The 14,257-nt window shown below is 72.9% G+C and carries 11 protein-coding genes; 6 read left to right on the top strand and 5 right to left on the bottom strand.

From position 1 onward, the window contains the following. Positions 1 to 9 precede the first annotated feature (9 nt). The 5 genes from KM933_RS11760 to KM933_RS11780 form a co-directional block, all read right to left on the bottom strand. The gene (locus tag KM933_RS11760; protein ID WP_221351039.1) at positions 10 to 828 is read right to left on the bottom strand and encodes a carbohydrate ABC transporter permease; all 819 of its coding nucleotides are present in this window, start codon (positions 826 to 828) and stop codon (positions 10 to 12) included. A 92-nt stretch (positions 829 to 920) separates the two neighbouring features. Then, positions 921 to 1,883: a carbohydrate ABC transporter permease gene (locus KM933_RS11765; RefSeq protein WP_221351040.1), complete on the bottom strand. Its 963-nt coding sequence runs from the start codon at positions 1,881 to 1,883 to the stop codon at positions 921 to 923. A gap of 24 nt (positions 1,884 to 1,907) precedes the next feature. Then, positions 1,908 to 3,173 (bottom strand): ABC transporter substrate-binding protein, encoded by a 1,266-nt coding sequence (locus tag KM933_RS11770; protein ID WP_221351041.1) that lies wholly within the window; start codon positions 3,171 to 3,173, stop codon positions 1,908 to 1,910. A 272-nt stretch (positions 3,174 to 3,445) separates the two neighbouring features. Beyond that, entirely contained in the window at positions 3,446 to 4,717 is a 1,272-nt protein-coding gene (locus KM933_RS11775; protein ID WP_221351043.1) for an ROK family transcriptional regulator, read from the bottom strand. Positions 4,718 to 4,920: 203 nt separating this feature from the next. Then, a complete protein-coding gene (locus tag KM933_RS11780) occupies positions 4,921 to 6,162 on the bottom strand; it encodes an FAD-binding protein (RefSeq protein ID WP_221351044.1) in 1,242 nt (413 codons plus the stop codon). A gap of 174 nt (positions 6,163 to 6,336) precedes the next feature. On the opposite strand from KM933_RS11780, the gene KM933_RS11785 reads away from it, so the two are divergent. From KM933_RS11785 to KM933_RS11810, 6 genes are all read left to right on the top strand, one after another. Continuing rightward, positions 6,337 to 7,344 carry a hydroxyacid dehydrogenase gene (locus tag KM933_RS11785; RefSeq protein WP_221351046.1) on the top strand — a complete coding sequence of 336 codons (1,008 nt, stop codon included), beginning with the start codon at positions 6,337 to 6,339 and terminating at the stop codon, positions 7,342 to 7,344. Positions 7,345 to 7,627: 283 nt separating this feature from the next. After that, entirely contained in the window at positions 7,628 to 8,959 is a 1,332-nt protein-coding gene (locus tag KM933_RS11790; RefSeq protein WP_221351048.1) for a radical SAM protein, read from the top strand. A gap of 164 nt (positions 8,960 to 9,123) precedes the next feature. Continuing rightward, entirely contained in the window at positions 9,124 to 10,671 is a 1,548-nt protein-coding gene (locus KM933_RS11795) for a cellulose-binding domain-containing protein (RefSeq protein WP_221351050.1), read from the top strand. A 345-nt stretch (positions 10,672 to 11,016) separates the two neighbouring features. Continuing rightward, the gene (rsgA, locus tag KM933_RS11800) at positions 11,017 to 12,183 is read left to right on the top strand and encodes a ribosome small subunit-dependent GTPase A (RefSeq protein WP_221351052.1); all 1,167 of its coding nucleotides are present in this window, start codon (positions 11,017 to 11,019) and stop codon (positions 12,181 to 12,183) included. A 181-nt stretch (positions 12,184 to 12,364) separates the two neighbouring features. Further along, the gene (locus tag KM933_RS11805; RefSeq protein ID WP_308013362.1) at positions 12,365 to 13,747 is read left to right on the top strand and encodes a DNA-3-methyladenine glycosylase 2 family protein; all 1,383 of its coding nucleotides are present in this window, start codon (positions 12,365 to 12,367) and stop codon (positions 13,745 to 13,747) included. Further along, on the top strand, positions 13,744 to 14,223 hold the full coding sequence (locus KM933_RS11810) for a methylated-DNA--[protein]-cysteine S-methyltransferase (protein WP_221351056.1): 480 nt from the start codon (positions 13,744 to 13,746) through the stop codon (positions 14,221 to 14,223). The genes KM933_RS11805 and KM933_RS11810 overlap by 4 nt, the downstream gene beginning before the upstream one ends. Positions 14,224 to 14,257: the final 34 nt, after the last annotated feature.

Below are 14,257 nucleotides of genomic sequence, written 5' to 3' on the forward strand. Positions count from 1 at the left end.
TCTCCTCGGTCAGCCCTTGATACCGGTCTGCGCGACCCCCTGCACCAGCCAGCGCTGGAGGAACAGGAACACGAGCACCAGGGGCAGGATGGACACTGCGGTGGCCATGAAGATCAGGTGGAAGTTGACCGTCTGGTTCGTCATGTACGACGAGAGCGCGACCTGCACGGTCCACGCCTCCTGGTCCTGGCCGATGACCAGGGGCCACAGGAAGGCGTTCCAGCCGCTGATGAAGGTGATGGTGGCGATCGCGGCGAAGAAGTTCAGCGAGTTGGGCACGACGATGCGCCAGTACGCGCCCCAGTACCCGAGCCCGTCCACGCGCGCCGCCTCCTCCAGCTCCCTGGGGAACCCCAGGAAGTACTGCCGGAACAGGAAGCAGGTGAAACCACTGAAGAGCCCCGGAACGACGAGCCCTTGCAGACTCGACACCCAGCCGAGCGACGAGACCAGCACGAAGCTCGGTACGAAGGTGACGGCGGCCGGCACCATCAGGGTCACCAGGACCGCGTAGAAGATCCTGTCCGCGTGCCGGTACGGGATACGGGCCAGGCCGTAGCCCGCGAGCGAGCAGACCAGCAGCGTGCCGACGGTGTGCAGGACCCCGACCACCGCCGAGTTCCACAGGGACCGCCCGAACGGCACGGTCGTGTCGTCGAACAGCTCGGTGAGGTTGTCCCACCGGACGTCGGCGGGGAACCACTGCCAGTCCTCGCCGGTGATCTCCGCGTCCGTGGACAGGGCGTTGCGGACGATGAGGTAGAAGGGGACGAGGAAGAGCAGCGCGCAGACGCCGGTCGCGAAGTGGAGGCCGGCGGAGCCGAGCACACCGCGCCGGACGCGGGACGGGGACGGGGACGGTGGCGGGGACGAAGGAGGAGGCGAGGGCGGAGGCGAGGGTGAAGGCGGGTGCACGGTCGTCATCGGGAGTCGTCCCCCCTGCCGAAGCCGAGGAACCGGCCCTGGAGCAGGGTCACCATGCAGATCAGCAGGGTCAGGATGACGGCGCCCGCGCTGCCGGCGCCGTAGTCCTGGTCGTCGCCCAGCGCCGTGTAGTAGAGCTCCACGAGGGGCGGGCGCCCCCAGGTCGACTTGGCCAGCAGGTTGAAGAACTCGTCGAACGCCTGGTACGCGGCCACCAGCAGGAGCAGCACCACGGCGGTCGACGTGGCCCGCAGCTGGGGCAGGGTGATGTGCCGGAAGGTCTGCCAGCCCGGCCGGGCACCGTCGATCGCGGCGGCCTCGTAGAGCACCGGTGGGATGTTCTGCAGGGCCGCCAGGAACAGGATCATGTAGAAGCCGGCCTGGAGCCACAGCCGGACGGTCACGATGACCAGCCAGTACCAGGGCGGGTCCGGGTCGGCCAGCCAGGCGGTGTTCTCGACCCCGAACCAGCCGAGGACGGTGTTCATCAGGCCGAAGCGGACGCCGCTGAAGATGGACATCTTCCAGATCAGCGAGGCGGCGACGAAGCTGCACGCCGTCGGCAGGAAGAAGACCGACCGGAAGAACGCCTTCATGAAGCGCAGCCGGTGCACCATCAGCGCGAGACCCAGCGACAGCGCCCAGGTGACCGGCACGATGATCGCGGCGAAGACGGTGAAGGTGACGAGCGAGCCGGTGAAGTCGCCGTTCGTCAGCATCAGCGCGTAGTTGTCGAAGCCGATGAACTTGTCGGGGGTCACCGTGTAGCGCGCCTCGAAGAAGCTCAGATAGGCGCTCCACCCGATGGGGACGTAGACGAAGACCACCAGACCGGCGAGGAACGGTCCGGTGAAGAGCCAGAAGCTGAGCGTGCTGCCCCGCACGCCCCCGCGGGGCCCGGCCGCGGGGGCCTCGGCCGGGACGGGGCGGGTGGCGTCACGCGTCGTGGTGGTCGACATGCCGCTGCCTGTCCGTCCGCCGGCCTAGGCGAAGAGCTTCTCGAGTTCGCGGCCGACCTTCTCGTCCGCGGCGTCCAGGGCCTTCTCCGGGTCCGTCCCCTTGCGGACCGCGTTGGCCACGACCTCCTCGAACGCCGTGATCATCGCCTGGGTCCAGGAGATGTTGTCGAAGCGGCCGTAGTCGGTGAAGAGCTTGACGGCCTCGGCGGGCAGGCCCGACTTGAGCTCGGTGGCCGACTCGGCGATCGAGGTGCGCGGCGGGATGTGGAAGCCGTAACCGAGCGCCCAGTCCTCCTGGTACTCCTTCTGGTCGATCCACAGCCACTTGACGTAGTCCTTGGCCAGGTCGACGTCCTCTCCCTTGGCGTTGACGAACATCGACCAGCCGCCGTTGTAGACGGCGGGCTTCGCGCCGGGTGCCGCCGGGGGGAAGGGGAAGATGCCGAGGTCGTCGCCGAGTGCTTTCTGCATCACGGGCATGGCCCACATGCCGCACCACTGGATCGCGGTGAGTCCCTGGACGAGGGCCGAGGGGTCCCAGTAGTCGGCGGGCGCGTCCAGGAGCAGATGGCCGCTCGTGAACATCCTGCGGTACACCTTCAGCGCGGCCGCCACGTCGTCGGTGTGGTACGCGATCCGGTTGCGGTCGTCGAGCTGGTCGGCGCCGGCCGCCCAGACCAGGGCGTGGTTCGTCGACACCATGCTGTTGCCGATGAACAGTCCCTTGACCTTGTCCGTGGTGAGCGCGGCGGCGGCCTCGGCCAGCTCGTCGAGGCTCCGGGGGACGCCCAGACCCGCCTTCTCCAGCAAGGACTTGCGGTAGTAGAAGAACTGCGGGTCGTCGATCATGCGGACGCCGTAGACCTTGCCGTCCACGGTGTGCGACGCGATGTCCGCCGGATTGAAGTCGGCCTTCACGGGGTCGATGATGTCGTCCAGCGGCGCCACCTGACCGCTCCTGATCAGCTGGAGCTGCGGGTGGAACTCGAAGACGTCCGGGGCGTCGTCGGTGAGCAGCGCCGAGAACAGCTTGCTCTCGAAGTTGGTGCCGGTGATCCACTGGGTGGTCACCCGGGCCTCGTCGTATGCCTTGGCGTAGCGCTTGATCGCCTCCTGCGTACCGGCCTCGCCGTACGCGTGGAAGTACTGCACGAGGCTCTTGCCGGAACCGCCGCCGCCCTCGCGGCCGGTGTCGCCGCCGCAGGCGGCCAGCGGGCCGAGGGCGGCGAGGCCCGCGGCGGCCCGCAGTACGGAACGACGATCCCAGGTGCTGCTGCTCGGTGCCGGCATTCTGACGTCCTTGTCTCGAGTGTGGCTGCGGCGCACTGCCGCCGTGTGCGGGGCGGCGAGAGGCGTGGGGTGGCGAGATGCAGGAGGGACGCGAGGTGCGGGGGACGCGAGGTGCGTGCGGATGCGCAGTGTGTACGCAGGCGCTGTACGTGCGGAGGCGCTGTACGTGAGTGGGCGCAGTGCGTGCGATGACGCTGTACGTGGGACGGCGCTGTACGTGGGACGGCGCTGTGCGCGCGGATTCCTGTGCGGTGCGGGACGTTAACCTTCGGCTAACGCTTCGGCAAGGGGTTGGACGAAGCGCGTACGAACCAGCCGCCCGCCGTGCCGCCCGCCGTGCCGTCGGCGGGCCTGGGGCCCGCCGGGGCGAGGGCCCCTTCGAGCGCGAACGTCGCCGCGCCCAGGCAGACCGGGTCCGTGGGAATGGGGGAGAGGACGATCTCGGTGCCGGCCAGCGGCCGTTTCAGCGCGTACCGGGCCACCGCCTCGCGCACCTCGTGCAGCAGCGGCTCGCCCAGCGCGGCCGCGACCCAGCTGCTGAGCACGACCACCTCCGGGTTGAGCAGGTTCACCAGGTCCGCGACGGCGGCGCCGAGATAGCGCGCGGTGTCCCGGAGGACCGCGGTGGCCACCGGGTCCCGCGCGGCGACCGCCCGCGCGAGGGCGTCGATCGTCGCCGTCTGGTCCTCGGGGTGCAGCAGGGCGCTGCCGGGACTCGCCTCCCGCAGGTTCAGCATGATGCCGGGCGCCCCGACGTACGTCTCCACGCAGCCGTGGTTGCCGCAGTGGCACGGCCGCCCGTCCAGGACGAGCGTGGTGTGGCCCCACTCGCCGGCGCTGTTGCCGACCCCCCGGTGCAGGGCGCCGCCGAGGAGGAGACCGGCGCCGACCCCCGTACCGAGGTTGACGACCACGGCGTCCCCGCGTCCGCGCGCGGCCCCGAACCACAGCTCGGCGACCGCGCAGGCGCGCAGCGGGTTGTCCAGGTACAGCGGGTACGCGAGGTGCTCGGCGAGCAGGGCGAGGAGCGGCACGTCGTGCCAGTCCCAGTTCGGCGCGTACTCCGAGACACCGGCCTCCCGGTCCACCTGCCCCGGCACGCTGACGCCGACGCCCAGAACGCGCGCGCCCCCGGCCCCGGCCTGCGTGACGACCGAGCCGACGGCGGAGACGACGTGCCCGACGACCTGCTCCGGGCGGCTCCCGCCGGGGCGCAGGTCCTCACCGGCGCGGGCGAGCACGCGCAGCGCGAGATCGAACAGCTCGACGCGTACGTACGTCTCCGCGATGTCGACGCCGATGAGGGCGCCCCCGGACGCGTTGACGCCCACCAGTCCCCGCGGGCGGCCCCCGGCGGAGTCCTCGAAGCCGACCTCGGTGAGCATCCCGAGGTCGAGCAGCTCACCGACGAGCGTGGCGACCGTGGCGAGACTCAGCCCGGTCGCGGCGGCCAGCTCCTGCCGGGAGACGGGCGAGCGGGCGATGATCTGGCGCAGCACCCCGTAGCGGTTGGCGGTGCGGATGTCGCGTGACGTGCGCTTCACGAGAACGTGCCCCCTAGCGCTAGCCCGGCCCGAGCCCCACCCCGCCGTCCCCGACGCGGCGCAAGGCTATGACCGCGCCTTCCTTTCGACAACCCCTTGCCGAAAGGGCTGGACGAAGCCCCGGCGCCGTCGGCCCGCCCGGCCGCCGGCGTCCGCCAGCCCGGCCACCGGCCCGTCAGCCCGCCCGGCCGGAACCGCCCCGCCTACCCCAGCACCTCGTCCACGAACGCGTTGCGGAACGTGCCCGCCGGATCGAGTTCCGCGGCGAGCGCCGCGAACTCCGCCAGCCGCGGGTACCGTTCCCGCAGGACCGGCGCCGCCACGGAAAAAACCTTTCCCCAGTGCGGTCGCGCGTCGAACGGCGCCAGCGCCTCCTCCATCCGCCGCACCACGGGCAGCACGGCCGCCGCGTCGTCCACCCACGTGAAGTGGAACGCGACGGTGTCCCGCCCGTACGCCGGGCTCAGCCACTGCCGGTCGGCGGCGACCGTGCGCACCTCGCAGATCTGCAGCACCGGCGCCATCACGTCACGTATGCGGTCGAGCGCCTCCAGCGCGTCGACGGCGTACGGCCGCGGAAGCAGGTACTCCGACTGGATCTCGGACCCGCTGCTCGGTGTGAACTCGGGCCGGAAGTGCGGCAGCCGCTCGTGCCAGGGCCCCGGCACCCCGAACTGCTGCGTGCAGTTCACGGCGGGCATCCCCGGCACCGGATGCATCGCTTCCGCCGCCGGCTCGGCCCACGGGAACCCGTCCCACGGCGCGTCGGTGCGCCGCTTGACCCACGCGTGCACGAACCCGGACTGCCGCCAGTCGGTGAACAGGCTCACGCTGTAGGCCGACGCGGACACCTTCCCGAAGTCCAGGCCGGCGAAGGGGAGCCGCCCGAACACGTGCTGGGCGACCTCGAAGGCCGGCTCCAGGTCGAGGGTGAGCGCGGTGACCACACCGAGCGCGCCCAGCGAGGTCACGGTCCCGTCGAAGCGGGGGTCGTCGCGGCCGACGGTCAGGGCCGACCCGTCGGCGAGGACCAGCTCGACCTCCCGTACGGGGGACGCCAGCGAACCGTTCGTGTTGCCGGAGCCATGGGTACCGGTCGCCACCGAGCCCGCCACCGAGATGTGCGGCAGCGAGGCCATGTTGGGCAGCGCGAGCCCCTGCGCGTGCACCGCCCGCGCCAGCTCCGCGTACCGGACCCCGCCCGCCACCCGGACCGTACGGGCCGCCGTGTCCACCTCCACGGACGGCGGCAGCGCGGTCAGCGACAGCAGCACGCCCCCGCTGCCCGGATCGGCGATCAGGTTGAAGGAGTGCCCGCTGCCGAGCACCCGTACGCGCCCGCTGCGCGCGACCAGCGACCGCAGCGCGCCGACGGAGTCCGGCCGCTGCAGCTCCTTGGCGGAGTACGTGACGTTCCCCGCCCAGTTCGTCAGGCCCTCGGCCATCCCTCGTCCTTCCCGGAGGTTCCCGTGGCCGGGAAAGACGGCCACTCCTGGAACCTACCTCCCCCCGTTCCGCCCCAGGGGCGCGGGACGGTCTCCGTTGCCCCGCCACTTCGCGAGACCTACCGTGGAGACCGGTCGCCACAGAGGAGCGCCACCGAGCCGGAAGGCACCGTCTTGCCCGAGCGCCCCGTCGCCGTCTTCGCCATGACGGCCCAGAACGTGCCCCAGGTCTTCCCCCCGGACGTACTGACCCGTCTCGGCAACGCGGTGGAGATCGATCCCGCCCTCGTGGTCGAGGACTTCACCGAACCCGGCGTGCGGCACGCGCTCGCCCGCGCCGAGATCCTGATCACCGGCTGGGGCTGTCCCCGTATCGACGGGACGGTGCTCGACGCGGCCCCGAGGCTGCGGGCCGTGCTGCACGCGGCGGGCTCGGTCAAGAACCTGGTCTCGCCGGCCGTCTGGGAACGCGGCCTCCTCGTCTCCTCCGCGGCCGGGGCCAACGCGCTGCCCGTCGCCGAGTACACGCTCGCGATGATCCTGCTCGCCGGCAAGGACGTCCTCGCCCACCGCGACCGCTTCCGCGACCGGCGCGCGTTCCCGCACGGCGCGATCGTGCCGGGCATCGGCAACTTCGGCCGCCGTGTGGGCGTCGTCGGCGCCTCCCGCGTCGGCAGACGGCTCATCGACCTGCTGCGCCCCTTCGACCTGAGGGTGGGCCTGGCGGACCCGTACGTCGGGGAGGCGGAGGCCGCGGCCCTCGGCGTCACCCTGCTGCCGCTCGACGACCTGCTGCGCACCAGCGACATCGTCACCGTGCACGCCCCGCAGATCCCCGAGACCCACCACCTCCTCGGCCGCCGCGAACTCGCGCTGATGCCCACGGGGTCCGTGCTCGTCAACACCGCGCGCGGCGCCCTCCTCGACCACGACGCCCTGATCGACGAGCTGCGCGCGGGCCGGCTCTCGGCGGTCCTCGACGTCACCGACCCCGAACCGCTGCCCGCCGACTCGCCGTTCTTCGACCTGCCGAACGTGTTCCTCACCCCCCACCTCGCGGGCTCGCAGGGCAACGAGGTGGCCCGCCTGGGCCTGGCCGTGACCGAGGAGGCCGAACGGCTGGCCGCCGGACTGCGGCCGGCCCACGCGGTCGACCCCGCCGTACTGGAGCGCACCGCGTGACACCGGCCCCGTCCACTCTCTCGTTCCCCTCCCCCCTTCCCTGTTCCCCCTTCCCCTTCCCGTTCCTGCCGTCCCGCCGTCCTGCCGTCCTGCCGTCCCGCCGCCCGTCGGCGGCGGTACCCGCGCCCCCGTCGTGACCGTGGCGGTCGATCAGCCGGTCCCACGTCTCTGACCAGCATTTTTATTGTCCCGTCCGCTGGTCGGGGGACCCGGCACGGACCGTCCGGGAGGCGGGGCATACCGTGAGGAGTCGAACATGGTCGCCGGGAGCGAGGAGGACGGGATGGGCAGCCGAACCGCGCTGGTCGAGGATCTGATGGAAAGGTTCCCGCACGTACCGCGGGAGGCCGTCCTCAAGGAGGACCTCCTCCGCGGGGGCGTGGCCTTCGACGACTCCGCGCTCAGCGACAACGAGGGCGGCGACGTCAAGCCGAAGTCGTACTTCATCTTCTCCTTCGACCACGGGACCCTGCCCGAGCTGGGCGAGGCCGCCCTGCGCCGGCCGCCCGAGGAGATCATCCTCACCGGCGGCCCGTACGACCTGCGGCGCACCGTCGTGTCCGTACGCGTCAACCCGTCCTCGCCCTACCGGGTCGCCGCGGGCCCGGACGGCCTGCTCGGGCTGTACCTGGACGGGAAGCGCATCTCGGACGTCGGGGTGCCGCCGATGCCGGAGTACTACCGGCACAAGCTCTCCAACGGGAAGTCCGTCATGGAGGTGGCCCCGACCATCCAGTGGGGCTACCTCGTCTACCTCACGGTCTTCCGGGTCTGCCAGTACTTCGGCGCCAAGGAGGAGTGCCAGTACTGCGACATCAACCACAACTGGCGCCAGCACAAGGCGGCCGGCCGCCCCTACACGGGGGTGAAGGACGTCGACGAGGTCCTGGAGGCGCTGGAGATCATCGACCGCTACGACACGGCGAAGGCGTCCACCGCCTACACGCTGACCGGCGGCGCGATCACCTCCAGGCTGCAGGGCCGCGACGAGGCCGACTTCTACGGGATGTACGCCAAGGCCATCGAGGAGCACTTCCCGGGCCGGTGGATCGGCAAGGTCGTCGCCCAGGCGCTGCCCCGCGACGACGTGCAGCGCTTCAAGGACTACGGCGTGCAGATCTACCACCCCAACTACGAGGTGTGGGACGAGTACCTGTTCAAGATGTACTGCCCCGGCAAGGAGCGCTACGTCGGCCGCGACGAGTGGCACAAGCGCATCCTGGACTCCGCGGAGGTCTTCGGCGCGCGCAACGTCATACCCAACTTCGTCGCGGGTGTCGAGATGGCCGAGCCCTTCGGGTTCACCACGGTCGACGAGGCCATCGCGTCCACCACGGAGGGGCTGCGGTTCTTCATGTCGCACGGCATCACGCCCCGCTTCACCACCTGGTGCCCGGAGCCGACGACCCCGCTGGGCAAGGCCAACCCGCAGGGCGCACCGCTGGAGTACCACATCCGGCTGCTGGAGGCATACCGCTCGACGATGGAGGACTTCGGGCTCTCCTCGCCGCCCGGATACGGCCCGCCCGGACCGGGGAACGCGGTGTTCTCGGTGAGCTCCTTCATGGACAGCCTGCCGGCGAACGAGGAGGCGGGGAAGATCTCCGTGAGCTGAGGGGCCGGTGGGGCACATGGCGGGCGGCAACCGGATTCGGCGGTGCCGCTTGTCAGTTGTGCGGGGGTCGTGAAAAGCTCGCCGGGTCGTGAGACATCCCCCGCAACTCCCGTATTCAAAAGGTGAGTTGACCCCCCTTGTGGATGCAGGTGAAGCTCCCGCCCATGCCAGACCTGCCGACCCCCCAGGATGCCGCCGAGGCCGCACTGTTCTCGGAGTGCTGGGACGCGGTCCTCTCCTACGCCGACCTCTGCACCGGCGGCTCCGCCGACGCCCGCCCACTGGCCTCCGAGGCGTTCTCCCGCGGCATACGCGAAGCGCGTGCCGCGGAGGCCGACACCGGCGGCAGGACCTTCGGACGCCGGGCGCGCACGCCCCGGCTGCCCCGCATACCGCTCCTCCTGACCGCCGTACGGCAGACGGCCGCAGCCTGGGAGTCCCGGGGCCAGGGCGCCCGCCTCGACCCCGACCTGCGGCTGTGGCTCAACTCGGAGAAGGCCGAGCGCTTCTCGGGGCCGCCCCTGCACCGGCCGCTGGCCCTGCGCGGACTGCGCGACATGCAGGAACCGGACGCGGCGCTGCTCTGGCTGGCCGAGGTCGAGGCCCTGCCGGCGGCCGCCGTGGCCCGACGGCTCGGGCTCGATCCGGCGGGCGTCGCCGAGGAACTCCAGCAGGTGCGCGGGGTGTTCCGCGACCGCTGCCACCGCAACCGCCTCGACACCCCGCTCGCCGGGGAGTGCCGCAGCTACGCGCGACTGCTCGACGCGGTCACCCGTTCGCCCGCCGCCGACGTGCCGGACGACCTGTCGCGGCACCTCGCGCGCTGTGTCGAGTGCGCGGAGGCCGCCGCCTGCCTCAAGCACTCCGGCGGCGGGCTGCCCGCCGCGCTCGCGGGCGGGGTGATCGGCTGGGGCGGGCTCGCCTACCTGGAGCGCCGGCGCCGGGCCGTCGAGTCCGGGCTCAGCCGCAGCGCCGCCACCGACCAGGACGAACCGGCCGGCTGGGTGGGGGAGGGAGGCGGCCGGGCCCGGATCGGCCGCGCCGGACTGCTGGCCGCGGCCGCCGGGGTGTCGCTGCTGGCCCTCGCCGTCACGCTGGTGCCGTTCGGCTCGGACGACGGCTCCGGCACGGTGGCGGAGTCGGGACGGCAGCCCGCGGGGGAGTCGGTGCCCTCGTTCGACGCGCTGCCCTCGGGTTCCGGGGCGGGTTCGGTGGGCGAGTCGACGTCGTCCACCGCGGCGCCCCGCACCCCGGGGTCCGGCACGGGCACGGCCACCGGCAGGGGCACGGGCACGGGTACGGGTCCGGGGTCGGAGAAGGCGGTCCAGGGGGACTCCTCGTCCGCGGTCGAGCGGGACGTCCCCGGAACCCCCGGCGCCGACTCCGGCGGACCCGCCGTCTGCCACGCCGAGTACGACGTGGTCAGCGAGTGGCCCGACGGCTTCCAGGCGACCGTCACCGTCACGTCCGACCACGCCCTGGACACCTGGCGCGTCGGCTGGACCTTCCGTGACGGCCAGCAGGTGACCCAGATGTGGGACGGAGAGGTCGACCAGGACGGCGCGCGCGTGACCGCGCGCGCCGCCGACTACAACAAGTCCGTCGCCGCGGGCGGCTCCCTCGCGGTGGGCTTCCTCGGCTCACGGCACGGCGGCAACTCGCCACCGGTCCACTTCACCCTGAACGGCCGGCCCTGCACGCATTCCGGCTGAGCCGTCCGGATCGGCGAAGGCAGGGTCGCCCGGCGCCTGCCGGGGCCTCGGGGCCCCGGGGCAGCACCGGCGCGCCGCCCCCGGCATCCCGTTCGCCCGCGGAGGAAAACCGGTGGCGCCCGCGAGGACGCCCCCCTATCGTGAGTGCTGCTTCACGCGGAGGCCCACCGGCCCCGCGGCCGGTTCGGTGACGAGCAACAGGAGGTGTGAACGATGGCTGTCATGGCGCTGGGCGCTGCCCGCATCCGGAAGTTCATCGAATCCACCTCCGTGGTCACCGGCTGACGACCTTCTTCTCCGCGCCCGAGTGCGCGCGGCCGGGGCCACCCTTCGAAGGGTCACCCCTTGTCTTTCCCGTCCTTTCCGTCCTTCCCCTCCTCCCTCTCCTCCCTCTCCTCCTTTCCGTCTGCCTCTCCTGGTGCCGCTTCCGAGGACCATCCGCTCGCCCCCTACGGCTGGGACGACGCGTGGGCCGCTGAAGCCGCCCCCCACCTCGCACGCGGGCTCGTGCCGGGGCGGGTCCTGCGGGTCGACCGCGGACAGTGCGACGTGCTCACCGCCGGCGGCCCCGTCCGGGTCGACACCGAGTTCGTGACCCCGAACGACCCGCTGCGGGTCATCTGCACCGGGGACTGGGCCGTCGTCGACGCCGGCGGGGACCCCCGCTACGTGCGGGCGTACCTGCCGCGCCGTACCGCCTTCGTGCGCTCCACCTCGTCCAAGAGGTCGGAGGGGCAGATCCTCGCCGCCAACGTGGACTTCGCGATCGTCGCGGTGTCCCTGGCGGTGGAGCTCGACCTCGCCCGGATCGAACGGTTCCTCGCCCTGGCCTGGGAGTCCGGCGCGCAGCCGCTGGTCGTGCTGACCAAGGCCGACCTTGTGCCGGACCCGGTGGGCCTGGCGTACCTCGTGCAGGACGTGGAGACCGCGGCGCCGGGCGTGCAGGTGCTGCCGGTCAGCTCCACGGACGGAGCCGGTCTCGACGTGCTCGGCGCCGTCGTGTCGGGCGGGACGTCCGTCCTGCTCGGGCAGTCGGGAGCGGGCAAGTCCACGCTCGCGAACGCGCTGCTCGGGCAGGACGTGATGGCCGTCAACGCGGCACGCGACGTCGACGGCAAGGGCCGCCACACGACGACGACCCGGAACCTCCTCGTGCTGCCCGGCGGCGGCGTCCTCATCGACACCCCCGGCCTCCGCGGCGTCGGGCTCTTCGACGCCGGCAGCGGGGTCGGGCAGGTGTTCGCGGAGATCGAGGAGTTCGCCCGTTCGTGCCGGTTCCAGGACTGCGCGCACGGGGCCGAACCGGGCTGCGCGGTACTGGCCGCGCTGGACTCGGGCGAACTCCCCGAGCGCCGGTTGGAGAGCTACCGCAAGCTCCTGCGCGAGAACCAGCGGATCGTGGCCAAGACCGACGCCCGCGTCCGCTCCGAACTGCGCAGGGAGTGGAAGCGCCGCGGTGCCGAGGGGCGGGCCGCCATGGAGGCCAAGCGGGGGACCCGGACCTGGCGCTGAGGCTCCCCGTACGCGGGGGCGGGGCCCGGCGGGTCCCGCCCCCGCGGCGGCCGAGGACGGACGGCCGCGGGCGCCGGAAGCCCGGTACGGAGCAGCGGTGACGCCGTGCACGGAGCAGCGGTGACGCCGTGTCCGAAACCCGCCGGTCCGGCCGCCGGCGGCGGCGCAGACTGGAGGGGTGATCGACGAGGAGACCGGATACGGAGCCGTACGCAGCCGGGACGCCCGGTTCGACGGGGCGTTCTTCTTCGCCGTGCGGACGACGGGGATCTACTGCCGGCCCAGCTGTCCCGCGGTGACGCCGAAGCGGGAGAACGTGCGGTACTACGCCACCGCGGCCGCCGCCCAGGGCTCGGGTTTCCGGGCGTGCCGCAGATGCCGCCCGGACGCGGCGCCCGGATCCGCCGAATGGAACGTGCGCGCCGACGTCGTGGGACGCGCCATGCGGATGATCGGCGACGGGGTCGTGGACCGCGAGGGCGTCGCCGGACTCGCCGTCCGGCTCGGCTACAGCGCACGCCAGGTGCAGCGGCAGCTCACCGCCGAACTCGGTGCGGGACCGGTCGCCCTGGCCCGGGCCCAGCGCGCCCACACCGCACGGATCCTGCTGCAGACCACCCGGCTGCCCGTCACGGAGATCGCGTTCGCGGCCGGCTTCGCGAGCGTGCGGCAGTTCAACGACACGGTCCGCACGGTGTACGCGACCACACCGACGGGACTGCGCACCGCCGCGCACCGGGGCGGGGCGCGTCCCCCGGCCACCCCCTCGGCGGGCATCCCGCTGCGCCTCGCGCACCGCGGCCCGTACCAGGCGACCGCCGTCTTCGACCTGCTGGCCGCCGAGGCCGTGCCCGGGATCGAGGAGGTGACGGGCGACTCCGGGGCCCGCACCTACCGCCGTACCCTGCGGCTGCCGTACGGGACGGGGATCGTCGCCGTCGGGGAGCGGACGGCGGGCGCGTCCGGCCACGGCGGCGGCTGGCTCGACGCCCGGCTGCACCTCACCGACCTGCGGGACCTCACCACCGCCGTGCAGCGGCTGCGCCGCCTCTTCGACCTCGACGCCGACCCCTACGCGGTCGACGAGCGGCTCGGCGCGGACCCGCGGCTCGCCCCGCTGGTGGCGGCCAGGCCGGGACTGCGGTCGCCCGGCGCGGCCGACCCGGAGGAACTGGCCGTCCGCGCGCTCGTCGGACGGCACCGGGCCGAGCGGCTCGTGCGGGCGTACGGGAAAACGCTGGACCCGCCCTGCGGGACGCTCACGCACCTCTTCCCCGGGCCGGCCGCGCTCGCGGACTGCGGCGGCCCACCGGGCGCCCTCGCCACCGCCCTCGCCGACGGGAGCCTGCGGCTGGACCCGGGGGCCGACCGCGAGGCGACGCAGGCCGCGCTGCTCGCCCTGCCCGGCCTGGACGCACGCGTCGTGACCGTCATCCGCACCCGTGCGCTCGGCGACCCCGACGCGGCTCCGCCCGGCGCGCCGGTCCCCGACGCCTGGCGGCCGTGGCGCTCCTACGCGCTGCGGCACCTCGAAACGGCCCGCCCGGAAGGCGAGAAGACGTGACCACGTACTACACCTCCCTCGACAGCCCCGTCGGCGAACTCCTGCTGACCGCCGACGGGTCCGGCGCGCTGACCTCCCTCTCCGTGCCCGGCCAGAAGGGCGGACGCACGGTCGAGCCCGGCTGGCGGCGCGCACCGGAACCCTTCGCGGAGGCCGGACGGCAGCTCGCCGCCTACTTCGCCGGCGAACTCAAGGAGTTCCGGCTGGAGTTGCGCACGAGCGGCACCGAGTTCCGGGAGCGGGTCTGGAACGCCCTCGACTCCGTTCCCCACGGGACGACCACCACGTACGGCGGGATCGCCGCCCGGATCGGTGCCTCGCGCATCGCCGTGCGGGCCGTCGGCGGGGCGCTCGGCGCCAATCCGCTGCTGATCGTCCGCCCGTGCCACCGCGTGATCGGCGCCGACGGATCCCTCACCGGCTACGCGGGCGGACCGGAACGCAAGATCCGGCTCCTGGCCCTGGAAGGCCGCTGAGGGATCCGCCGGTCCCGTGCCCCCCGCCCGTCCG

The sequence above is a fragment of the Streptomyces beigongshangae genome (genome assembly GCF_019710745.1).
Classification (GTDB): domain Bacteria; phylum Actinomycetota; class Actinomycetes; order Streptomycetales; family Streptomycetaceae; genus Streptomyces; species Streptomyces beigongshangae.